Here is a 21,037-nt window from a genome sequence, read left to right on the forward strand (position 1 = left end):
CGGCACTCCTGTCCAGCAAAAAGCGCGCGGTATCCCGTTAGGGATCCCGCGCGCTTTTCACAAGAATTCGCGTATTTTGGCGCGCATGCCGCGCCAGGGACTATACGCCGGATCAGCCGGCGACGATCGGTTTGCGATTAGGCGCGCCGCGCGCACCTCGGCCGTACGCGTCATAGGTCGCGTTCTTGCTGCCTGCGCCGTTCACGTCGCGCAGCGCGTCCAGCGACTGCTGCGTGTAGCGCAGATGCACATCGATCAACGCGCCATTGCGCAGGTTGATCTCGTTGGCCGATGCCGACTTGGTCAACAGCGCCTGCCAGATCCCCGACAACTGCGGATGCAGCACGGCAGCCTGCTCGGTGCCGGCGTGGCCGATGGGCAGGCCGATTTCGGCCAACAGGCCGTCGCGCGTGCCGCTCAGGTCAACCAGCTGCTGTGCCACGCGCGACTTGCGTTCGGTAATGGCTTGCAGCGCGCCGACGTTGCCCGGGCCGACCAGAACCTCGGTCTCTTCTTCCAGAATGGCTGAAAACTCGGTAATCAGCGCGTCTTCCTGACGCATGCAGGCCTGGAGGGAGTCGACGGGGTTCATGGTCATGCTTCGAAGGAGGATAGGGCGGTGGACGGGATTACTTCAGCAGATCGCGCGCACTGGCGATCAGGCTGTCGGCAATGCGGCCGGTATCGATCTTCAACTGGCCCGAGGCAATGGCGGCACGGATGGCAGCCACGCGCTCGACGTTGATGTCGTTCGAACCGTCTTGCAGGGCCAGCATCTTGCGCGACGCCGAACTCAACGCCACTTGCGAGCTGCTGGAGCCCGAGGGGGTGCTTGCGCCATAGGCTTGCGCAACCGCGGAATCCGGGCGCTGGCTCACGGCGTCGGCCGAAAGGGGCCGGTTGGTGGTCGAATTGATTTTCAAGGTTTTCTCCGCAGGGCGTCCTGGGTCGGTTTGCGACGGATACGCCTACTATTGTCTCTGTAACGACAGGGCCGGAAGGAACTTTAGGGCAGCTTGCCCAATGGTGTCGCGCGATTTGTAACAGACCCTACAGTTGTATTTCCACCAGACCCGCGTTACGCACTACACCGCTGACCACCTGGCCGCTGGCGGTGCGCACCTGCACCGTGGCGCCCGGCGCTGCATTGTCCAGTGCCTGCCCCTCGCTACTGACCACGAATCCGTTGCCGCGCGCGTTGATCCGAACGTTGGCGCCCCGCATGACCGACTGCGCGTTGCGCAGCGACGAGCCACGCACCGGCTGGCCGGCGTTGATGCGGTAAGCGGCCGACATGCCCACGACCGTTTGCGGGTCGGTGATGGCACCCGGCGGCAGCGACACCAGGTCGCCGTCCCGGGGGGAGAGGTCGTCCGGCGTCAGCGCCTGGCCCGCCGCGATCATCCGCGAAGCGACGTAATAGTACCCGGGCACGCTGACAGTGGCCTGCACATACGTCGTCCAGGGCTTGGGCGCGTTGCATCGCACACCCACCGTCATGCGCGACCGCAGCTTCATGCCCGACGGCATAAACGGGGACATGGCGTCGCAGGGCGCCAGGCGGTCCACCCTGGGCGGGTCGATGGCCACCGAGGGCTGCCCGGGCAGGCCGGCCAATTGTTCAAGCAGATAGTCTTGCGCCGCGTTCACGATGGCCTCGGGCGGCTGGCTGGCGGCGTCTTGCGCCAGCGCGGCTTCGTTGCCTGCCAATGCCAGGACAAGAAGGCCGCTTGCGCGCGCGAGGAGAAGTCGTGCGGAGATTTTCATGATGACTGAATTGTAAGAGTCCGAGCGGCTTGGCAATACGTGAATTGGATGAGAAATGGCGGGTTATTTGGCTGATTGTGTTTCACCGTCGGCCCCTATGATTCCGTCATCCAATGGGATAACGGTGCGTCCGAAGTCCCGTGCTCTATCCGTATTGCAACGCACGAAGGCGCCACGATGCTAGACAGGCTTAACGAAGATTTCCGGTTCTACCAGCAGGCTTTGGGACTGCGCGCGCAGCGCCAGGAAGTGTTGTCGTCCAACATCGCCAACGCCGACACGCCGAACTACAAGGCCCGCGATTTCGACTTCAAGACGGCGATGCAGAACGCGATGGAAGATTCCAAGCGCCTGGCCGATACGTCGTTGACGCTGACCTCCGCGCGTCACATTCCGGCCAAGGCCGTGTCGCAGGGCCCGACGGACCTGCTGTTCCGTTTGCCTTACCAGCCCAGCATGGACGGCAACACGGTGGACATGGACATCGAACGCGTGCAGTTCGCCGACAACACCTTGCACTACCAGAGCACGATGCAAATGATCTCCGGCCGCATCCGGACCATGCAGACCGCCATTCAGGATTGATCCATAAAGGGAGCAACAGGCAATGTCCTTGTTGAGCATTTTCGATATCGCCGGTTCGGCGCTCAGCGCGCAGTCGCAGCGCATGAACGTCACGGCCAGCAACCTGGCCAACGCCGACAGCGTGGTGGGCCCGGACGGCCAGCCGTATCGCGCCCGCCAGGTTGTATTCCAGGTCAACCCGGCCGCCGGCCAGGCCATGGGGCAGGAGATCGGCGGCGTGCGCGTTGCCGGCGTCATCCAGGACCCGTCGCCGCTCAAGCAGATCTATGACCCCAAGCATCCGCTGGCCGACGCCCAGGGCTACGTCAGCATGCCCAACGTCGATCCCGTGGCCGAAACGGTCAACATGATCGCGGCGTCGCGCTCGTACCAGGCGAACGTCGAAGTGCTGAACACCGCCAAGTCCTTGATGCAAAAGACGTTGACCATCGGTCAATCCTAATTTCCGCTCAGAGTGAATCCATGACCACCGTCGATCAAAACACCAGCACCACCGGCTTGGGCCTGGCCCAGGCGGGCGCCGGCAGCTCCATTACGTCGCAGGGCCTGCAAGATCAGTTCCTGAAGCTGCTGATGACGCAGCTGCAGAACCAGGATCCGCTGAACCCGATGCAAAACGCCGAGCTGACCTCGCAGATGGCGCAGATCGCAACGGTGGAAGGCATCACCAACCTGAAGAGCACCATCCTGGCCATCAGCGGCCAGATCGATGTGTCCCAGTCGATGAACGCCGTGTCGATGATCGGCAAGGGCGTGTTGATCCCGGGTTCCAAGGTCAAGGTCGGCGTGGACGGCGACAACGCCGCCGAGCGCGTCGTCACCCCCTACGGCCTGGATCTGCAAAGCGATGCGCAGAAGGTCCAGGTTCGTATCGCCGACGCGAACGGCGCCGTGGTGCGCACCATTGAAATGGGCGAACAGAAGACTGGCGTCTACACCCTGAACTGGGATGGCAAGAACGACGGTGGCGTGGCATTGGAGCCGGGCGCTTACACCGTGTCCGTGCTGGCAACCGACGGCGACGGCAAGAAGGTGAACGCGGAAGTCCTGAGCTACGGCCAGGTCAAGAGCGTGGCTTACTCGACGAACGGACTGCGTCTGGACCTGGGCCTGGAAGGCCAGACCAGCATGTTGGACGTGCGCAAGGTTATCGGCGCCTGAACCGGGCGGATTTGAATCGATGCCGGCGCACGGGCGACGGCTCCACATCATTAATTAGCGAGAGAAAACATGGGCTTCGGACAAGGACTAAGCGGCTTGAACGCCGCTGCGCAGAACCTGGACGTGATCGGCAACAACATCGCCAACTCCGGCACCGTCGGCTTCAAGTCGGCCACGGCCTCGTTTGCTGACGTGTACGCCAGCTCGCGCGTGGGCCTGGGCGTCAAGGTCGCCGCCATCAACCAACGCTTCACCGTCGGTACGGTGCAGGGCGGTGGTGGCGAATACGATATCGCCATCGACGGCGCCAAGGGCATGTTCCGCCTGACGGACACCAGCGGCGCGGTGATGTATTCGCGCAATGGCGAATTCCTGGTCGACAAGAACAACTTCATCGTCAACGCGCAGGGCTACCGCCTGACGGGCTACCCCGCAGGCGCCATTGGCGCCAACCCGGTCGAACTGCAACTGCCGACGGCCAACGTGGCGCCGCGCGCCACCGCCACCGGCACGACCGTGGCCAACCTGGACGCCAACGCCAAGGTGGTTTACCCGGTTGATACGCAGACTGTTCCGCCCGTTCCCGGGACGATCGCTGTGAGCGGCACGAACTATACGTTTACTCGTACGGCTAATGGAACCGCAGAGCTTCGGAATGCTGCTACCGGTGCACTAGTACCGTCCGGGCCCATTACCGATGGCACCAACACGATTAACGTTGGCGCTAACGGCTTGGTCACGGACGATCTCTCTGTGATGCCAGGCTTCACGGAGTACACCGCCGCCGTCACCGAAATCGGCCGTCCGTTCGACCCCACGGTGTCCAACAGCTACACCAACGCGTCGCCCATGACGGTGTTCGATTCGCTGGGTAACTCGCACCAGGTGATGCAGTACTTCGTCAAGCGCCCGGCGGATGCCGCCGGCAACAGCGTGTACGACGTCTACTACACGATGGACGGCCAGGCCATGGCGCCCACGACCGAAGCGGGCGGCGTCTGGGGCACCCCCCAGCAGTTCACGTTCAACAAGGCCGGCGCGCTGACCAGCGCCCCAGTCGTGACCTTGAGCTTTGCCCAGCCCGGCGGCACCACCACGCCCGCCGACCCCATCAGCATCGCCATGAACTACACCGGCACCACGCAGTACGGCAGCAACTACAAGCTGGTTGCCAAGCCCGACGGCTACACCTCCGGTGAATTCAGCGGCATCAACATCGGCGGCGACGGCAGCCTGGTGGCCAGCTACACCAACGGTGAAACGCAAGTGGTCGGCAACATCGTGCTGGCCGACTTCTCGAACCTGCAAGGCCTGCAACCGGTGGGCAACAACGCGTGGACGGAAACGTCCGCCTCGGGCCAGCCGATCCTGGGTCAGCCGGGCACCAACGGCATGTCCAAGGTGGTGGGTCAGGCGACGGAAGCGTCCAACGTCGACATGAGCAAGGAACTGGTCAACATGATCATTGCCCAGCGCACCTACCAGGCCAACTCGCAAACCATCAAGACCCAGGACGAAATCATGCAAGTCCTGATGAACCTGAAGTAAAGCTGGCTCGCGACGACACCGACGGAATAGGCAATGGACAGAATCATCTACACCGCCATGAATGGCGCGGCACGTATCACTGAGCAGCAGGCCGCGATTTCGAACAACATGGCCAACGTGAACACGACGGGCTTTCGCGAGCAGATCGCGCTGTACCGCTCGGTTCCCGTGACGGACGGAGTGAGCCTGCCCACGCGTGTTTCGACGGTGGCCTCGACCCCGGGCAACAGCTTTGAAATGGGCAACATGCAGACCACGGGCCGCGACCTGGACGTGGCACTGGCCAGCGAGAACGGCTGGATCGCCGTGCAGACGCCGCAAGGCGAAGCCTATACGCGCGGCGGCAGCCTGCAAGTGGGCATCAACGGCCTGTTGCAGACCTCGCTGGGCCAACCGGTGCTGTCCGACCAGGGCGGCCCCATCGATGTGCCCGACCAGGCCTCGCTGACGATCACGTCCGACGGCACCATCACGGCCATCGGCGCCGGCGACGGCCCGAACAATATTCTGAACCTCGGTCGCCTGAAGCTGGCCAACCCGAACAACGCGCAACTGGTGCATGGCGACGACGGCGTGTTCCGCCTGGCGCCGGTCAATGGCCAGCCCGCGCCGCCCGCGCCGGCGGACCCCAGCCTGCGCCTGCTGTCCGGCGTGCTGGAAGGCAGCAACACCAATCCGATGAAAGCGATGGTAGGCATGATTGAAAACGCCCGCCGCTTCGAGCAGCAGATGCAGGTGATCCAGCAGTCGGACCGTAACGCCGAACGCGCCAACGGCATCTTGTCCGTCAGCTGACTCGGCCGCTGATTCAACCCAAATTTCGCGCGCGGCGCTGCCGCGGCACCAGGAGTACTTCATCATGATGCGTTCGTTGTGGATTGCCAAAACGGGCCTGGAAGGTCAACAGACCTCCATGGACGTGATCTCGAACAACTTGGCCAACGTTTCCACCAACGGGTTCAAGCGCGGCCGCGCCGTGTTCCAGGACTTGATGTACCAGACGCTGCGCCAGCCCGGTGCACAAGTGGGCGACGCCACGCAACTGCCGTCCGGCCTGCAATTGGGCACGGGCGCCCGCGTGGCCGCCACCGAGCGCATCCACACCGCCGGCAACCTGAACAACACGGGCGGCGAAATGGACATCGCCATCAACGGCCGTGGCTTCCTGCAAGTCGAACTGCCCGACGGCACCCAGGGCTACACCCGTGACGGCGCCCTGCAACGCGACCAGAACGGCCAGCTGACCACCGTCAGCGGTTACGTCATCCAGCCGCCCATGAACGTGCCGGACAACGCCTTGTCCATCTCCATCGGCAAGGACGGCATCGTCTCGGTGACCCAGCCCGGCGCCGCCGGCGTGAACGTGCAGATCGGCCAGTTGCAGATCGCCACCTTCATCAACCCCACCGGCCTGCAAAGCATCGGCGAAAACCTGTATCTGGAAACGGATGCATCGGGCCCCGCCAACCTGCTGCAACCGGGCGTGGACGGCGCGGGTTCGATCATGCAGAACTACGTTGAAACGTCCAACGTGAACGTGGCTGAGGAACTGGTCAACATGATCACGACCCAGCGCGCCTACGAAATGAACAGCAAGGCCGTCAAGACCTCTGACGAGATGCTGGCCCGCCTGACCCAACTGTGATGCCCATGTCTGTCCTGCGTCTGGTATTCGCTGCGGCGCTGGCTATGCTGGCGGCCGGTTGCGCCATGATCCCGCCCGAGCCCATCGTGACCGGGCCGACCACGGCCGCGCCGCCGCCGCCGCCCATGCCGATGGCGCAGCCGACGGGCTCGATCTATCAGCCCACCACGTACGGCAACTATCCGTTGTTCGAGGATCGTCGTCCGCGCAACGTGGGCGACATCGTCACCATCGTGCTGAACGAACGCACCAATGCGTCCAAGAACGTGGCGACGAATACGAACCGCACCGGATCGGCCACGCTGGGTATCGCCGCCGCGCCGTCCTTCATGGACAGCTGGGCGGGCGCTAACCTGAACACCGACGCCAAGGGCGGCAACGTGGCGCAGGGCAAGGGCGACAGCACCGCCAACAATGCCTTTACCGGCACCATCACCACGACGGTCGTGGGCGTGATGTCGAACGGCAATTTGCAGGTGGCTGGCGAGAAGCAGATCGCGATCAACCGCGGCAGCGAATACGTACGCTTTGCCGGGGTGGTCGACCCGCGCTCCATCACCGGCACGAACACCGTGTCGTCCACGCAGGTGGCCGACGCCCGCATCGAATATCGCAGCAAGGGCGTCATGGACGAAGTTCAGACCATGGGCTGGCTGCAACGCTTCTTCCTGCTTGCTTCGCCGTTCTGACCATGACAAAACCCACCTCCATATCCGCCATGCTGTCCCTGTTCGCCCGTGTGTGCGTGGCGGTAGGGCTGGTGGCCGGCGCCGGCGCGGCGCACGCCGAGCGGCTCAAGGACCTGGCCTCGATCCAGGGCGTGCGGGGCAACCAGCTGATCGGCTACGGCCTGGTCGTGGGCCTGGACGGCAGCGGCGACCAGGTTCGCCAGACGCCTTTCACGCAGCAAAGCCTGACCAACATGCTCTCGCAGCTGGGCATCACCGTGCCCGCCGGCAGCAACATGCAATTGAAGAACGTGGCGGCCGTCATGGTCACCACCACCTTGCCCGCGTTCGCGCGGCCCGGCCAGACGCTGGACGTGGTGGTGTCGTCCATGGGTAACGCCAAGAGCCTGCGCGGCGGCACCTTGCTGATGACCCCGCTCAAGGGCGCGGACAGCCAGGTCTACGCCATCGCCCAGGGCAACATCCTGGTCGGCGGCGCGGGCGCATCGGCCGGCGGCTCCAGCGTGCAGATCAACCAATTGAACGGCGGCCGCATCAGCGCGGGCGCCATCGTCGAACGCGGCGTGCCCACCACGTTCTCGCGCGACGGCTACATCCACGTCGAACTGAACAACACCGACTTCGGCACCGCGCAGAACGTGGCGCAGGCCCTGAACCGCAAGTTTGGCCAAGGCACGGCCACCGCGCTGGACGGCCGTGTGGTGCAGGTGCGCACGCCCATGGAGCAGTCGTCGCAGGCGCGCTTCCTGTCGCAAGTGGAAGACTTGCAGGTGGCGCGCGCGCCCACGGTGGCCAAGGTCATCATCAACGCCCGCACCGGTTCCGTCGTGATGAACCGCACGGTCATGATCGAAGAGGCGGCCGTGGCCCACGGCAACCTGTCGGTCATCATCAACCGCCAGAACCAGGTGTCGCAACCGGACACCCCGTTCACGGAAGGGCAGACCGTGGTGGTGCCCAACACGCAGATCGAAGTGCGCCAGGACAACGGCTCGTTGCAGCGCGTAAGCACCAGCGCCAACCTGGCTGATGTGGTCAAGGGCCTGAATGCCCTGGGCGCCACGCCGCAGGACCTGCTGGCCATCTTGCAGGCCATGAAAAGCGCCGGCGCCTTGCGCGCCGAACTGGAAATCATCTGACGGCCATGGCGATTACTCAAGATGCGGCAAGCGGCGCGGGCCGCCAGGAATCGGTCTTTGACATGGGCCGCTTGTCGGACCTGAAGCGCGACGTCAAGAAAGACCCCGCCGGCACCGAGCAGCAAAAGCAGGTGGCCAAGCAGTTCGAAGCCCTGTTCCTGCAAATGATGGTCAAGCGCATGCGCGAGGCCACGCCCAAGGAAGGCCTGTTCGATTCGCAGCAGACGCAAATGATGCAGTCCATGGCCGACGAGCAATTGGCGCTGCACCTGGCTTCGCCCGGCATCGGCCTGACGCAATCCATCCTGTCGCAGATGCAGCAAGGCAAGCCGGCGGACATGTCCGACGAGGCGGTGCGCGCGATCGGGCAGGGCGGCGACCTGGACTTCCGCACGGGCGGTTCGCGCGAAGTGTCGGCGCTGCTGAACGTGATGCGCAACAACCGTCCCAGCGACCGCGCGCTGGCCGCCGCCGAAGGCGCGCCCGAGCACGTGGTGGACTTCGTGTCGAAGATGTCGCGCGCGGCCAACCTGGCGTCGCAGCAAAGCGGCGTGCCGGCTCGCCTGATCATGGGTCAGGCGGCGTTGGAATCGGGCTGGGGCAAGCGCGAAATCAAGCACCCGGACGGCAGCACCAGCTACAACCTGTTCGGTATCAAGGCAGGCGCAAGCTGGAACGGCAAGGTCGTCAACGTGCTGACCACCGAATACGAAGGCGGCGTTGCCAAAAAGGTGACGCAGCCGTTCCGTGCCTATTCCTCTTACGAGGAATCGTTCTCGGACTACGCCCGCCTGATTGGCAACAGCCCCCGCTACGAGGCCGTTACCCAGGCGCGCAACGAGATCGACGCGGCACGCAAGATCCAGGACGCGGGCTACGCAACCGACCCGCGTTATGCACAAAAACTGATCGGCATCATGGGCCAATTGCGCGGCGCGGCCTCCAACGTGGAAATTTCTCGCCAGATGTTGGAAGGACTCTAAATTTGGACGATCTCCTGCCGTTATTGGAGTATCCAGAAATATCAGCTGCGGTTACATACGGGGCATTGTCAGCATGAACTTGTACAAAACAGCGCTGGGCGGGCTGAACGCCGCCCAGGCCGGCCTGGCAACCACCAGCCACAACATCAACAATGCCACCACGGTCGGCTACAACCGCCAGCGCGTCCTGACCTCGACCGCCGGCGCCCAAGCCACCGCCAACGGTTACATCGGCCGCGGCGTGCAAGTGGACACGGTTGAGCGCAGCTACGACAGCTTCCTGTACAAGCAGCTGGTCGGCGCGCAAGGCAGCGGTGCGCAATTGCAGACGCAGTTTGCACAGGTGTCGCAGATCAACAATCTGTTCGCCGACCGCACCGTGGGCATCGCCCCGGGCCTGACCGATTTCTTCACCAGCATGAACACGGTTGCCAGCAAGCCTGCCGACCCGGCGGCCCGCGCCGACCTGCTGGGCAAGGCCAACAGCTTGACCACGCAGATCCGCTCGGCCTATTCCGAGATGCAGAACCAGCGTGAAGGGCTGAACACGCAGATCACCACGACGGTGGATCAGGTCAACAGCTACCTGAGCCGCATCGACGACCTGAACACGCAGATTTCGCTGGCCGCCGGCAAGGCCAACGGCAGCCCCCCCAACGACTTGCTCGACCAGCGCGACCAGGCGGTGTTGGAACTGAACCAGATCGTGGGCATCACCACCTACGAGCAGGGCAACAAGATCAATATTTCGTTGACCAAGGGCGGCCAGTCGCTGCTGTCGGGCACGACGCTGTATCCGCTGCAAGCGGTGGCCTCGTCCAAGGACGCCAGCCGCACGGTCGTGGCCTACACGCTGCCGGCCGGTTCGGGCAAGACCGTCGCCGTTGAAATGAACGACAGCGACGTCACGGGCGGCAGCCTGGGCGGCCTGTTGCAGTTTCGCGCGACGTCGCTGGACACGATGCAGAACCAGCTGGGCCAGATGGCCGTTGGCCTGGCACTGTCGTTCAACGAGCAACACAAGCAGGGCCTGGACCAGAACGGCAACCCGGGCACCGACTTTTTCAGTATCGGCTCACCCACGGGCGTGCCCAACACCGCGAACAAGAGCAACGCGCAGCTGACCGGCCAGTTCACCACGTTGAACAACATCAACGCCAAGGACTACGAGATCTCGTTCGACGGCACCAACTATCAGGTGCTGCGCATGCCGGAAGGCGCGCGCGTGTACAACGGCCCCGCGACCGGCACGCCGCCGAACGCCACGCTGAACCTGGACGCCGAGATGGGCGTGACGCTGACGATCGACGCGCCGCCGCAAGCCGGCGACAAGTGGTCGCTGTCGCCCACCCGCGATGCCGCGCGTGACATCAACGTGCTGATCACCGACCCGGAAAAAGTGGCCGCGGCCGACGCCGACGGCGGCGACGCCAACGGCAAGAACGCCCTGAAGCTGGCGCAACTGCAAAGCGCCAAGGTGTTGGGCCACGGCACGATGAGCACGACGGACATGTTCGCCCTGGTGGTGAACACGGTGGGTGTGCAGACCGCCCAGGTGAAGACGGCCGCCACGGCGCAGGCCAACCTGATCAAGCAGACGACGGCTGCCCAGCAGGCGGTGTCGGGCGTGAACCTGAACGAAGAATACGTCAGCCTGTCGATCTATCAAGAGCAGTACCAAGCCAGCGCCCGCATCATCGATGTGGCCAGCACCGTGTTCGACACGCTGTTGGGCCTGCGCGGCTAAGGCGATCTTTACTGTGATGACTAAAAAGCAATTCGGAGCTGGACCATGCGCTTGAGCACCTCGATGATGTACGCGAACGGCCTGAGCGGCATTATGGCTCAGGAATCCGACATGAACCGCCTGGTTGAACAGGTCGGCAGCGGTCGCAAGTTTCTGACGCCCGCGGACGATCCCCTGTCGGCTTCGCTGTCCATCGGCGTGGCGCAGACCAAGAGCATGAACAGCACGTACGGCATGAACCGTGACACGGCCATGACGAACCTGGGGCAGGAAAGCAACGTCCTGGAGTCCATCACCACCGCGTTGCAGGACGTGCGCACCCGCGTCATCCAGGCCGGTAACGGCACGTTTGCCGACAGCGACCGCCAAGCCTTGTCGACCGCGCTGAAAAGCGCCCGCGACGCACTGCTGGGCCTGGCGAACAGTACGGACGGCAACGGCCAGTACGTGTTCTCGGGCTATCAGGGCGGCGTGGTGCCTTACTCGCAGGACACCACGGGCAAGATCGTCTACAGCGGCGCCACCGGCGAACGCACGGTGCAGGTGGACCAATCGCGCCAGTTGTCCACCAGCGATCTGGGCAGCGATGTGTTCGGCCGCGCCAACCCCGGTTCGCAGGCTTACGTCAGCACCGCCGCCAACGGCAACACCGGCACGGCGCAGTTCAGCACGGTGTCGGTCACGCCGGGTTCGGCCAACATCGGCAAGAATTTCCAGGTCCAGTTCGAAGCGGACCCCACCACGGGCAGCATGGGCTACCGCGTCACCACGACGGACCCGAATGCTAACCCGCCCGTGCCGCCCGTCGTCACGCCCGCGCCGCCCGCCACCGCCACGCCCTATACCGATGGCGCGGCCATCGACTTCGGTGGCGTGTCGGTTGTGATCAAGGGCACGCCGGCCAACGGCGATGTCATCAATGTCGAGTCCGTGCAGTCGGCGGACCTGGATATGTTCAACACGCTGGACAGCCTGATCAAGGTGCTGGATTCGCCGATCGCCGGTGATGAAGTTGCCCTGGCCAAGCTGAACAACGAACTGGCCACGGCCAACAAGAAGTTGTCGAACAACTACGACAACGTCCTGACCGTGGCGGCTTCGGTCGGCGCCCGCATGAACGAGCTGGAAGCGCTGGACGCGACCGGCACGAAGAAGGGCCTGACGTATTCCAAGACGTTGTCGGACCTGGAAGATCTGGATTACTACGCCGGCACCAGCCAGCTTGCCTTGCGCCAGGTGGCGCTGCAAGCCGCGTCCGGCGCGTTCCTGACCATCCAGGGATCCAGCCTTTTCAGCCGCAAATAAGCGGCAGGTTTTCCAGGCCGGGCCAGGATAGGGCTTGAGCCTAGTGCGCCACTCTCGGACGCTTCCGGTCAAGGGCCGGGGCGTCCGTGGTTGCGTTCAGGGTAGGTTGTGTCGTTTCACGTTGCTTAACGCTCGGGTATTTCATGCTTGTCAATTTGAAAGTCCGCACCTGTATCGTCCTGGTGCTGTTGCTCTTCACGGCCGCCATGTTCGCGTCGAACGGCGTGGCGTGGATGGGTCTCAATTCCAGCAACGCCAAGCTGGAACAGGTCAATGACGCCTATTCCAATCAGGCGACCCAGCTCAATCGCGCGTACGCCGCATTCCTGCGTGGCCGCTTGCTGCTGGCCAATTCGCTGATGGACATGCAGCAGGGCAAGACCGAGCAGGCCACCTCGCAGGCCAAGCGCGCCGACGCGCTGATGCAGGAGGGCAACCAACAGCTGGACGCCTTCCGCAAAAACCCCCGCATGCCGGGCTCGGACGCCGTGGTTCAAAAGCTGGAAGCCGGCTACAAGCAGTTCGAAGACGTCTACAAGCGTCAGGCCGCCGCGCTGGCGAACCTGGCCATTCAAGATTATCTGGACCTGAACGATGCCGGCGGCGCCGCCAACACGGCGTTCCGCGAAGGCGTGTATGGCGTCTTGCAGTTTGTCGATGCGCGCACTGACGAATTGGTGGTGCAGGCCGAGGTCGACCATCGCATCTCGCGCACGGTCACCATTGCACTGCTGGCCATTTCGCTGCTGTTGGCGCTGGGCTGCTGGCTGTTCATCAACCGCACGGTGCTGCGTCCGCTGCATCATGCGGGCGAGCACTTCGACAAGATTTCCGGTGGCGACTTCACGGGCCGTATCGACGTGCGCAGCACCAATGAAATCGGCCAGCTGTTTGCCGCCATCAAGCGCATGCAGGAAAGCCTGACGCGCACGGTGGCCACGGTGCGCCGTGGCGTGGACGAGATCAACGTGGGCGCGCGGGAAATTTCCGCCGGCAACACCGACCTGTCCAGCCGTACGGAACAACAAGCCGCCTCGCTGGAAGAAACCGCTGCGTCGATGGAGCAACTGGCGTCCACCGTCAAGCAGAACGCCGACAACGCTCGCCAGGCCAATCAGCTGGCTGCCAGCGCGTCCGACGTGGCCGAGCGCGGTGGTTCGGCGGTGTCGGAAGTGGTCAGCACGATGCAGGGCATTTCTGCCAGCTCGCGCAAGATCTCGGAAATCGTTTCCGTCATTGATGGCATCGCGTTCCAGACCAACATCCTGGCGCTGAACGCCGCCGTGGAAGCGGCGCGCGCGGGTGAGCAGGGCAAGGGCTTTGCGGTGGTGGCGGGCGAAGTGCGCTCGCTGGCGCAGCGCAGCGCGCAGGCGGCCAAGGAAATCAAGGGCTTGATCGAAGACTCCGTCAACAAGGTTGGCGCGGGTTCGCAGCAGGTCGAACGCGCAGGCGCGACGATGCAGGAAATCGTGGCCTCCGTGAAGCGCGTGACGGACATCATGGGCGAGATCTCGGCCGCGTCGGAAGAACAATCCAGCGGCATCGACCAGGTCAACCGCGCCGTCTCGCAGATGGACGAAGTGACGCAGCAGAACGCGGCGCTGGTGGAAGAAGCGGCCGCTGCGGCGGGCTCGCTGCAAGAGCAGGCCCAACGCCTGGCGGAAGCCGTGGCGGTGTTCAAGATCAATGCGGGCGAAGTCATCGAAGTGCCGGCGCGTCAACTTGCCGCGCAGCAAAGCGCGCCGCGCGTGTCGTCGCCGCAATCGCCGCCGCAAGCTTCCACCCACGCCTCCACCCACGCCCGCGCATCGACCCCGTCATCGTCCGCCCCTCGCGCCTCTGCCGCGCGCCTGGCCAAGCCGATGCCGGCCGCTGCCGAACCGGCAACGCAAGAGTCGGACGACGAATACGAAGCGCCGACGCAGCCCGCACCCGCCCCGGCGGCCGCGCCTGCGCCCGCGCCGCGCAAGACCCAGGTGGCGCGCCCCAAGCCGGCGGCTACCGCCGCCACGGTGGTGCGTCCGTTGCGCCGCCCGGCGACGCGCGCTGATGGCGCCGGCGCGGGCGGAGCGGCAACGTCGCCCTCCGCGCCCGCCGCCAGCCGCCGTCCGCCGCCCGCGGATGATGATTGGGAGTCCTTCTGACGCAACCCACGTCAGTGCATTGAACAGGCAGTCGATTACGAACAGTACCCCCCCTTTACGGACCGGCGGCCACAGCGTGCCGCCGGGACGACTACCGGAACTCTTGGAACATGTTTAGCAATCTGAAGGTGCGCACGGGCTTGATGCTCGCTCAGTTGGCAGTTGCCCTGGCCGCACTGGTTGCAATTGGTTTGGGCTGGAACAGCATGCAGGCCAGTGCTGTCACGATCAACGCGCTGGATTCGCTGAGCGTGCAGCAAAGCAATCTGATCAAGGACGCGTACACGCAGATGTTGCGCGCCACGATCCGTGCGGATATCGCCGCTGCGCAACGTGCGGCGGGCGACGCGAACGGCGCCGCCGACAACTCGCGCACCGTGCAGCAACTGATCGGCGATGCGAACAAGAAGATGGAAGCGTTCAAGGCCGTGCCCAAGCTCACGACCATGAGCAAGACGGCGGAAGGCGAGCTGATTGCGACGTTCAACGCCTTCTCGGGGGCCTTGCAGGCCATGATGGGCGCGCTGGACAAGGGCGACGCCGCGACGTACCTGACGCTGAAGAACACCAAGGCGGGCGCCGCCAGCGGTGCGTTCTTCAAGCAGCTGAGCGATTTCGCCGGCACCATCAATACCTTCAGCGAACAAGAAGTGCAGGCCGCGCGCTCGCAGGCGTCCACGATGACGTTTGTGTACCTGGGCCTGGCCGCGTTGATCCTGGCCGTGTCGCTGGGCGCCTTCCTGTTCATGAACCGCGTCATCCTGCGCCCCTTGCGCGCCGTCAGCGAGAGCTTTGACAAGATCGCGGGCGGCGACCTGACCGTGCGCGTGGAAGCCACCTCGTCCAATGAAATTGGCCATTTGATGGCGGCGGTCAAGCGCATGCAGGAAAGCCTGACGCGCACCGTGTCGGCCGTGCGCCGTGGCGTGGACGAAATCAACGTGGGCTCGCGTGAAATCTCCGCTGGCAACACGGACCTGTCCAGCCGCACCGAGCAGCAAGCCGCTTCCTTGCAGGAAACCGCCGCGTCGATGGAGCAGCTGGCATCTACCGTCAAGCAGAACGCCGACAACGCGCGCCAGGCCAACCAGTTGGCGGCCAGCGCGTCGGACGTGGCGGAGCGGGGCGGTTCGGCGGTGTCGGAAGTGGTCAACACCATGCACGACATCTCAGCCAGCTCGCGCAAGATCTCGGAAATCGTGTCCGTCATTGATGGCATCGCCTTCCAGACCAACATCCTGGCGCTGAACGCCGCCGTGGAAGCGGCGCGTGCGGGCGAGCAGGGCAAGGGCTTTGCCGTGGTGGCGGGCGAAGTGCGCTCGCTGGCGCAGCGCAGCGCGCAGGCCGCCAAGGAAATCAAGGGCTTGATCGAAGACTCCGTCAACAAGGTTGGCGCGGGTTCGCAGCAGGTCGAACGCGCAGGCGCGACCATGCAGGAAATCGTCGCGTCGGTGAAACGCGTGACGGACATCATGGGTGAGATCTCGGCGGCCTCGGACGAGCAGTCCAGCGGCATCGACCAGGTCAACCGCGCCGTGTCGCAGATGGACGAAGTGACGCAGCAGAACGCGGCGCTGGTGGAAGAAGCCGCCGCGGCGGCCGGTTCGTTGCAAGAGCAGGCCGAACGTCTGGTCCAGGCCGTGGCCGTGTTCAAGATCAATGCGGGTGAAGTCATCGAAGTGCCGGCTCGCCAGCTGGCGCAGCAGCAACCGCAGCGTCGCGCGCCGCGCGTGGCCGCACCGGCTGCCGCGTCCGAGGCGCCCGCCGAAGCGCCGGCACCCGCGCGCGCCGCGCCGGCCGTGCGCCTGACGCATGCCACGCGAGCCAAGCCGGCCGCCGCCGCTGAAGGCGCCACCGCGACACGTCCGGTGCGTCGTCCGGCACCGCGCGCCGCCGCCCCGGCAGGTGAGGCCAAACCGGCCCCCGCGCCGAGCCGCCGCACCGCGCCGTCCGACGACGACTGGGAATCTTTTTGATGCCGGCGCAGCCGGCGAACAGGTAAGGTATGCGAGGCTATAGACATCTTCTGGCGGCCGCCGCCATCGCGTTGTTGCTGGGCGGCTGCGCGGCCACGGGTCATAACTTTGATCCGGGCAAGCTGGGCACCCTGACCCCGGGCCAGACGACGCTGGAAGAAGCCTCGCGCGCGCTCACCGCGCCGCCTGACAAGCTATACAGACAGACCGACGGCACGCAGCTTGCCCTCTGGTCCTTCAAGATCACGTTTGTCGCCGATGGACTGTACAGCCGCAAGGAAGCGCTGTTGCAGTTCGGCCCGGATGGCCGCTTGATGCGGCTGGTCGACAGCACCAATATTCTGCTGGAACCTTGGGAACGCCAGAAGTTGCTGGGCCCCGCGCCCATGCCCGACGTGCGTCAGGACTGGGCGCAGCCCGTGGCCGAACCCGAGGTCCAAACCATCTACATACCTGGTCCGGGCGAACCGGCCGTGTTGGCGCCGAAAGGCAAGTAGCGCTGGAAATCCGGTAGAGAGCATTGCGGCTCACGCCGCAATGTACGTCGCCTTGAATGTACCCGCCGTGTAACAGGGCGTGTCCACAAGGTGGTTTTTCATTTGGTCAGAGCAGTTCCTGAGGGATGGGGAAATAATATGGAAGCGAGTCTCGAATCCGGCGCAAAGGCCGGCAAAGGCGGCAAGAAAAAGGCCGCGCGCGCACCCAAGGTGAAACGCAAGCTACGGCTGCGCGACGCCCGCGTCGGCACGATGCTGCTGTGGGTCATGGCGTTCTTCGCGATCTTGATCGCGGCCGTCGGCGGTCTGGCGGCATTCTTCTTGCAGCACAATTACGAGTCCATCCGCGAAGTCAACGCGCTGACCGAACGTGCCAAGCAGGTCGAGGTCATTAACAGCGACATGCTGCGCGCCCGCGTCAGCCTGATGGTGGCCGCGCGCCACTTGCAGGAATCGGGCTGGGGCAGCGGCGAGAACTCGGCACGCGATGCAGCCGCCGCGCTCAAGGGCGCCACGGACCTGCTGACGGGCGTGCGCAGCCGCTTCTCGGACTTCCAGAAAAACATGCTTCAGGACGACACCGGCCGCCAACTGTCGATGAACCTGGTGCGCCGCTATCGCTCGTACATTGACGACGGCGTCGACACGATGGTCGAAGCCCTGCGCAGCGAAGACTATTCGACGTTCTACATGGTGAACAACGAATATGGCACGCCGCGCAGCGCCGCCTTCATCGAGGCGATCAGCGACTTCAGCAAGTACATCGGCGACCAGCAGCAAGCCACGATCGACCAGGCCGAAGCCAACTTCAACCGCGCCATGGTTGCCGTGGGTGTCGCCGTGGGCCTGGCCCTGCTGTTGATGGTGTTCTGCCGCATCCTGTTCGGCCGCCTGGTGGTGCGCCCCTTGGTGGAAGCCGGCCAGCACTTCGACAAGATCGCCGCCGGCGACCTGACCAGCCGCGTGGAAGTCAAATCGCATAATGAAATCGGCCAGCTGATGGCTGCCGTCAAGCGCATGCAGGAAAGCCTGTCGCGTACGGTGGCGACGGTGCGCCGTGGCGTGGACGAGATCACCGTGGGTTCGCGCGAGATCGCGGCCGGCAACACCGACTTGTCCAGCCGCACGGAAGAGCAGGCGGCATCGCTGGAAGAAACCGCCGCGTCGATGGAAGAACTGGCATCTACCGTGAAGCAGAACGCCGACAACGCACGCCAGGCCAATCAATTGGCCGCCAGCGCGTCGGACGTGGCCGAGCGCGGTGGTTCGGCGGTGTCGGAAGTGGTCAGCACGATGCAGGGCATTTCCGCCAGCTCGCGCAAGATTTCCGAAATCGTGTCCGTCATCGATGGCATTGCATTCCAGACCAACATCCTGGCGCTGAACGCCGCCGTGGAAGCGGCGCGTGCCGGCGAGCAAGGCAAGGGCTTTGCGGTGGTGGCGGGCGAAGTGCGCTCGTTGGCCCAGCGCAGCGCGCAGGCCGCCAAGGAAATCAAGGGCTTGATCGAAGACTCGGTGCACAAGGTCGGCGCGGGTTCGCAGCAGGTGGAACGCGCCGGTGCGACGATGCAGGAAATCGTGGCCTCGGTGAAGCGCGTGACGGACATCATGGGCGAGATCTCGGCCGCATCGGAAGAGCAGTCCAGCGGCATCGACCAGGTCAACCGCGCCGTCTCGCAGATGGATGAAGTGACGCAGCAGAACGCGGCGCTGGTGGAAGAAGCGGCGGCTGCCGCCGGTTCGCTGCAAGATCAGGCGCACCGCCTGGCCGAAGCCGTGGCGGTGTTCAAGATCAACGCGGGCGAAGTCATTGAAGTGCCCGCGCATCAACTCAGCGGCTACGCGTCGCCGACGTTGACGCAAGGCTGATCGCCACCGACTTCCCGCCGGGGCACGCCTCGGCGGGAACGTCATGCTGGACGGCGTCACGATGCAATGTCGTGACGTTGCAATGCTGTGACGTCGCCATGCTGTGACGTTGCAATGCTCTGACGTGCCGACGCCCAAGCGGCGAATTAATACGCACGTTAAGTTTTCGAAAATAAGTCCGTTAATAACAATAACGCCTGGGGAAGGGCGGTGAACAGTGTTTGACGATAGGGCGGCGCTCGCGGCGCGTCCATCGGACAAACCGGGCGGGGACAGGTTTATCCGGGGCGTTACGGCCGGTTTGCTCGCTGCTAATCATTCGCTGCTCTATAGATGTCACTGGAGACTAGCTGTGCGCGTAAACCTACCCATCAACGATGTGGAAACCAAGCTGCGCGAGGATCAGTACCTGATCTCGCGCACCGACACCAAGGGCCGCATCGTTTACGCGAACCCGGCTTTTGTCGAAGTCAGCGGATTTACCCGCGAAGAACTGATCGGCAAGCCACACAACATCGTGCGCCATCCCGACATGCCGCCCGAAGCCTACGCAGATCTGTGGGAAACGCTGGAAGCCGGCGAGTCGTGGTTGGGCCTGGTCAAGAATCGTCGCAAGGACGGTGGCTACTACTGGGTGCTGGCCAACGCCACGCCCATCGTCGAGAACGACGAAGTGGTGGCGTATTCGTCCGTGCGCGTGCGCCCGTCCGACGAACAGATCGAGATGGCAGAAGACCTCTACGCCCGCATCCGCGAGGGCACGGCACGCGGCGTCCGCATCAAGCGCGGACGGCCGGTGCGCGCTGGTTGGCGGCGTGGCTTGGACGTGATCGCGTTTCCGTTCCGGCGCAGCGTGCGCAGCCGCATGTTCCGCCATGCCCTGGTGTCCGCGGGCATCGTGGCGGGCGCGGGCGCCTATGGCCTGCACGCCAATTGGGACAGCCTGGGTGTGTGGGGCGCCAGCCTGGGGTGCGGGGTGATCGCGTTGGGCGTGATGGCTATTTTCGGCATGGGCTGGAGCTTGTCGCGGTCGCTGCTGGACCCGATGCAGGACGCCGCCAACATGGCGCGCCAGGTTGCCGCCGGCAATCTCACCACGCAGATCATCGCGGACTCGGATGACGAAGTCGGCAGCTTGAAGTTCTCGCTGGAAGTCATGCGCAAGAGCCTGATCGGCATCGCGCAGGACGTCTATCGCGGCATTGAGGGCACGACGCATGCGGCCGTGCACATCGCGCGCGGCAACCAGGAACTGGCCGGCCGCACGGAAGGGCAGGCGTCTTCCTTGCAGCAGACGGCCGCCAGCATGGAGCAGCTGACGTCCACCGTGCGCCAGAACGCGGACAACGCACGTCAAGCCAATCAGTTGGCGGCCAGCAGCATGGACGTGGCGCGGCGCGGTGGCGTGGCGGTGGGCCAGGTGGTGGACACCATGCACGGCATTTCGGCCAGCTCGCGCAAGATCGCCGACATCGTCAGCATCATCGAAGGCATTGCGTTCCAGACCAACATCCTGGCGTTGAACGCTGCCGTGGAAGCGGCCCGCGCCGGCGAAACCGGCAAGGGTTTCGCGGTGGTGGCGGGCGAAGTGCGCAGCCTGGCGCAAAAGAGCGCGCAGGCCGCCAAGGAGATCAAGGGGTTGATCGAGGATTCCGTGGACCGCGTGTCGGAAGGTTCGGCGCAGGCCGAGCAGGCGGGCGCGACGATGGAAGAAATCGTGGCCGCCGTCAATCGGGTCACCGACATCATCGGCGAGATCTCGCAAGCGTCCCAAGAGCAGTCCAGCGGCATCGAGCAGGTCGATACCGCCGTGTCGCAGATGGACGTAATGACCGTGCAGAACACGGCGCTGGTGCAGGAACTGGGCGGTGCGGTGATGCAGCTGGGCACGCAGTCCGGCGCGCTGCGCGAGACGATTCGCGTCTTCCGCCTGACAGGGCAGCCGTAGCCTTTTTCGTAAGCCTCCTATAGACGCGCGGCGC

The 21,037-nt window shown here is 64.4% G+C and carries 19 protein-coding genes; 16 read left to right on the forward strand and 3 right to left on the reverse strand.

Annotated elements, in window-relative coordinates; all coding sequences use genetic code 11:
• Window positions 1-112: 112 nt before the first annotated feature.
• The 3 genes from YH64_RS24595 to flgA all read right to left on the reverse strand — a co-directional run bounded on the left by YH64_RS24595 (window position 113) and on the right by flgA (window position 1,767).
• Entirely contained in the window at window positions 113-592 is a 480-nt protein-coding gene (locus YH64_RS24595; RefSeq protein ID WP_046807750.1) for a flagella synthesis protein FlgN, read from the reverse strand.
• Window positions 593-629: 37 nt separating this feature from the next.
• Window positions 630-923, reverse strand: coding sequence for a flagellar biosynthesis anti-sigma factor FlgM (flgM, locus tag YH64_RS24600; RefSeq protein WP_046807748.1), 294 nt, complete (start codon window positions 921-923; stop codon window positions 630-632).
• A gap of 127 nt (window positions 924-1,050) precedes the next feature.
• A complete protein-coding gene (gene flgA, locus YH64_RS24605; protein WP_046807747.1) occupies window positions 1,051-1,767 on the reverse strand; it encodes a flagellar basal body P-ring formation chaperone FlgA in 717 nt (238 codons plus the stop codon).
• 177 nt (window positions 1,768-1,944) lie between these two features.
• Here flgA and flgB point away from each other — a divergent pair, with 177 nt between their 5' ends.
• The 16 genes from flgB (at window position 1,945) to YH64_RS24685 (ending at window position 21,003) form a co-directional block, all read left to right on the forward strand.
• Complete coding sequence (gene flgB / locus YH64_RS24610) at window positions 1,945-2,352, forward strand: flagellar basal body rod protein FlgB (protein ID WP_006219042.1); 408 nt, start codon at window positions 1,945-1,947, stop codon at window positions 2,350-2,352.
• 22 nt (window positions 2,353-2,374) lie between these two features.
• Window positions 2,375-2,794 carry a flagellar basal body rod protein FlgC gene (gene flgC, locus YH64_RS24615; RefSeq protein ID WP_046807746.1) on the forward strand — a complete coding sequence of 140 codons (420 nt, stop codon included), beginning with the start codon at window positions 2,375-2,377 and terminating at the stop codon, window positions 2,792-2,794.
• 20 nt (window positions 2,795-2,814) lie between these two features.
• On the forward strand, window positions 2,815-3,513 hold the full coding sequence (locus YH64_RS24620) for a FlgD immunoglobulin-like domain containing protein (protein WP_046807745.1): 699 nt from the start codon (window positions 2,815-2,817) through the stop codon (window positions 3,511-3,513).
• 69 nt (window positions 3,514-3,582) lie between these two features.
• A complete protein-coding gene (locus YH64_RS24625) occupies window positions 3,583-5,061 on the forward strand; it encodes a flagellar hook-basal body complex protein (RefSeq protein ID WP_046807744.1) in 1,479 nt (492 codons plus the stop codon).
• A 33-nt stretch (window positions 5,062-5,094) separates the two neighbouring features.
• On the forward strand, window positions 5,095-5,856 hold the full coding sequence (locus YH64_RS24630) for a flagellar basal body rod protein FlgF (RefSeq protein ID WP_046807743.1): 762 nt from the start codon (window positions 5,095-5,097) through the stop codon (window positions 5,854-5,856).
• Between the two features lie 64 nt (window positions 5,857-5,920).
• On the forward strand, window positions 5,921-6,706 hold the full coding sequence (gene flgG / locus YH64_RS24635) for a flagellar basal-body rod protein FlgG (RefSeq protein ID WP_006219047.1): 786 nt from the start codon (window positions 5,921-5,923) through the stop codon (window positions 6,704-6,706).
• Entirely contained in the window at window positions 6,706-7,395 is a 690-nt protein-coding gene (locus YH64_RS24640) for a flagellar basal body L-ring protein FlgH (RefSeq protein WP_046807742.1), read from the forward strand. The genes flgG and YH64_RS24640 overlap by 1 nt, the downstream gene beginning before the upstream one ends.
• A gap of 2 nt (window positions 7,396-7,397) precedes the next feature.
• The gene (locus YH64_RS24645; protein ID WP_046807741.1) at window positions 7,398-8,534 is read left to right on the forward strand and encodes a flagellar basal body P-ring protein FlgI; all 1,137 of its coding nucleotides are present in this window, start codon (window positions 7,398-7,400) and stop codon (window positions 8,532-8,534) included.
• 5 nt (window positions 8,535-8,539) lie between these two features.
• The gene (flgJ, locus tag YH64_RS24650; protein WP_046807740.1) at window positions 8,540-9,517 is read left to right on the forward strand and encodes a flagellar assembly peptidoglycan hydrolase FlgJ; all 978 of its coding nucleotides are present in this window, start codon (window positions 8,540-8,542) and stop codon (window positions 9,515-9,517) included.
• 73 nt (window positions 9,518-9,590) lie between these two features.
• On the forward strand, window positions 9,591-11,264 hold the full coding sequence (flgK, locus tag YH64_RS24655; protein ID WP_046807739.1) for a flagellar hook-associated protein FlgK: 1,674 nt from the start codon (window positions 9,591-9,593) through the stop codon (window positions 11,262-11,264).
• 45 nt (window positions 11,265-11,309) lie between these two features.
• Window positions 11,310-12,569: a flagellar hook-associated protein FlgL gene (gene flgL, locus YH64_RS24660; RefSeq protein ID WP_046807738.1), complete on the forward strand. Its 1,260-nt coding sequence runs from the start codon at window positions 11,310-11,312 to the stop codon at window positions 12,567-12,569.
• A gap of 143 nt (window positions 12,570-12,712) precedes the next feature.
• Window positions 12,713-14,713 (forward strand): methyl-accepting chemotaxis protein, encoded by a 2,001-nt coding sequence (locus YH64_RS24665; RefSeq protein WP_046807737.1) that lies wholly within the window; start codon window positions 12,713-12,715, stop codon window positions 14,711-14,713.
• 110 nt (window positions 14,714-14,823) lie between these two features.
• A complete protein-coding gene (locus YH64_RS24670) occupies window positions 14,824-16,689 on the forward strand; it encodes a methyl-accepting chemotaxis protein (protein ID WP_046807736.1) in 1,866 nt (621 codons plus the stop codon).
• Between the two features lie 29 nt (window positions 16,690-16,718).
• Window positions 16,719-17,186 (forward strand): hypothetical protein, encoded by a 468-nt coding sequence (locus YH64_RS24675; protein ID WP_046807735.1) that lies wholly within the window; start codon window positions 16,719-16,721, stop codon window positions 17,184-17,186.
• Between the two features lie 138 nt (window positions 17,187-17,324).
• Window positions 17,325-19,055 carry a methyl-accepting chemotaxis protein gene (locus tag YH64_RS24680; protein WP_046807734.1) on the forward strand — a complete coding sequence of 577 codons (1,731 nt, stop codon included), beginning with the start codon at window positions 17,325-17,327 and terminating at the stop codon, window positions 19,053-19,055.
• 352 nt (window positions 19,056-19,407) lie between these two features.
• Window positions 19,408-21,003 (forward strand): PAS domain-containing methyl-accepting chemotaxis protein, encoded by a 1,596-nt coding sequence (locus YH64_RS24685; RefSeq protein WP_046807733.1) that lies wholly within the window; start codon window positions 19,408-19,410, stop codon window positions 21,001-21,003.
• Window positions 21,004-21,037: the final 34 nt, after the last annotated feature.

This window comes from Achromobacter sp. LC458 (assembly GCF_001005835.2).
Classification (GTDB): Bacteria; Pseudomonadota; Gammaproteobacteria; order Burkholderiales; family Burkholderiaceae_B; genus Achromobacter; species Achromobacter spanius_B.

Excerpts from the sequence above, each read along its gene's own strand:
- flgB (WP_006219042.1), top strand. The coding sequence starts at position 1,945 with ATGCTAGACAGGCTTAACGAAGATTTCCGGTTCTACCAGCAGGCTTTG.
- YH64_RS24640 (WP_046807742.1), top strand. The coding sequence starts at position 6,706 with ATGCCCATGTCTGTCCTGCGTCTGGTATTCGCTGCGGCGCTGGCTATG.
- YH64_RS24645 (WP_046807741.1), top strand. The coding sequence starts at position 7,398 with ATGACAAAACCCACCTCCATATCCGCCATGCTGTCCCTGTTCGCCCGT.
- YH64_RS24670 (WP_046807736.1), top strand. The coding sequence starts at position 14,824 with ATGTTTAGCAATCTGAAGGTGCGCACGGGCTTGATGCTCGCTCAGTTG.
- flgJ (WP_046807740.1), top strand. The coding sequence starts at position 8,540 with ATGGCGATTACTCAAGATGCGGCAAGCGGCGCGGGCCGCCAGGAATCG.
- YH64_RS24595 (WP_046807750.1), bottom strand. The coding sequence starts at position 592 with ATGAACCCCGTCGACTCCCTCCAGGCCTGCATGCGTCAGGAAGACGCG.
- YH64_RS24625 (WP_046807744.1), top strand. The coding sequence starts at position 3,583 with ATGGGCTTCGGACAAGGACTAAGCGGCTTGAACGCCGCTGCGCAGAAC.
- YH64_RS24680 (WP_046807734.1), top strand. The coding sequence starts at position 17,325 with ATGGAAGCGAGTCTCGAATCCGGCGCAAAGGCCGGCAAAGGCGGCAAG.
- flgK (WP_046807739.1), top strand. The coding sequence starts at position 9,591 with ATGAACTTGTACAAAACAGCGCTGGGCGGGCTGAACGCCGCCCAGGCC.
- flgC (WP_046807746.1), top strand. The coding sequence starts at position 2,375 with ATGTCCTTGTTGAGCATTTTCGATATCGCCGGTTCGGCGCTCAGCGCG.
- YH64_RS24620 (WP_046807745.1), top strand. The coding sequence starts at position 2,815 with ATGACCACCGTCGATCAAAACACCAGCACCACCGGCTTGGGCCTGGCC.
- YH64_RS24630 (WP_046807743.1), top strand. The coding sequence starts at position 5,095 with ATGGACAGAATCATCTACACCGCCATGAATGGCGCGGCACGTATCACT.
- flgA (WP_046807747.1), bottom strand. The coding sequence starts at position 1,767 with ATGAAAATCTCCGCACGACTTCTCCTCGCGCGCGCAAGCGGCCTTCTT.
- flgL (WP_046807738.1), top strand. The coding sequence starts at position 11,310 with ATGCGCTTGAGCACCTCGATGATGTACGCGAACGGCCTGAGCGGCATT.
- flgG (WP_006219047.1), top strand. The coding sequence starts at position 5,921 with ATGATGCGTTCGTTGTGGATTGCCAAAACGGGCCTGGAAGGTCAACAG.
- YH64_RS24665 (WP_046807737.1), top strand. The coding sequence starts at position 12,713 with ATGCTTGTCAATTTGAAAGTCCGCACCTGTATCGTCCTGGTGCTGTTG.
- YH64_RS24675 (WP_046807735.1), top strand. The coding sequence starts at position 16,719 with ATGCGAGGCTATAGACATCTTCTGGCGGCCGCCGCCATCGCGTTGTTG.